The following is an 869-nucleotide window of genomic DNA, read 5'->3' as shown; positions in this document are numbered from 1 at the left end:
AAAATCAAGAAATCCCCTTTGAGCAGTTAAACCAAAGAATGATTAAGCCTGAGGAATTCACCGATAGCGTAATCAAAGAGTTAAAAAAACGGCCTAAATTGCATGTATGGATAGGGGAAGCTGATAATGCTTTTAAACCCTATTTTGGTGAAACTGACTTTCAAACAAAATACTATCTTAATGGGGATACAATCAAGCGCACTCTTAAAGATCACGGGGCTAGCTCAGAGGCTGTAAAATCCGGTAAAGAATTGCCCATAACAATAGAGGATCTGATCAACTACCCTAAAACATTAATGCAAAATATAGAAAATATGCGGTTTGCCCATAGCAATGCAAAAGGCGCGCCTGTTAAAGATGTTAGAGATCAAAAAAACTTTGGCGGATTGTGCATAGCCAAACAATTTAAAGATCACTATCTAATCGCACATTTTTACAATGATGGATTTGATCTAATACTCCACACAATGGCTAAGGTTAAAGGAAACTTTAAAGAGTCTGAAATCTTTAAAATTCCTGATAACACCTTTAGCGGATATAAGGGGTGGTATGTTAAAGACGGCGAAATTGTAGACAAAGAGAGATACTTTGAAAACCAAAGAGTTAGAGCCTTTGGTACAAACTTTGAGGAATTCTACCATAACCCACAAGGCGCAATCGCTAAACTTATAGAGGCTAAAGAAGGCCAAGTAGCCGGAGCGTTTTATAGAGAGGATTTAGGCGATATAGATTTAGTGTGGGGAGAAATTAGAGATCAGAGTGGCAAACTTAAAGGGCATGGACTAGCTAAGATTATAGAAAAACACCTTGATGATTTTAAAGGGTTTGAGGGGAATAACGCTTATGAGAAGTTGGGGAATGGGTTGGAG

The 869-nt window shown here is 38.0% G+C and carries 1 pseudogene; it reads left to right on the top strand.

Annotated features, from left to right (window positions below):
* Positions 1 to 869: pseudogene (locus G6Q06_RS08320) on the top strand (hypothetical protein); the annotation flags it as partial.

The organism is Helicobacter suis, from assembly GCF_902196135.1.
GTDB classification, from domain to species: domain Bacteria; phylum Campylobacterota; class Campylobacteria; order Campylobacterales; family Helicobacteraceae; genus Helicobacter; species Helicobacter suis_A.
Note: the sequence above shows the minus strand (reverse complement) of the source record. Positions and strands in the feature narration are given on the sequence as shown.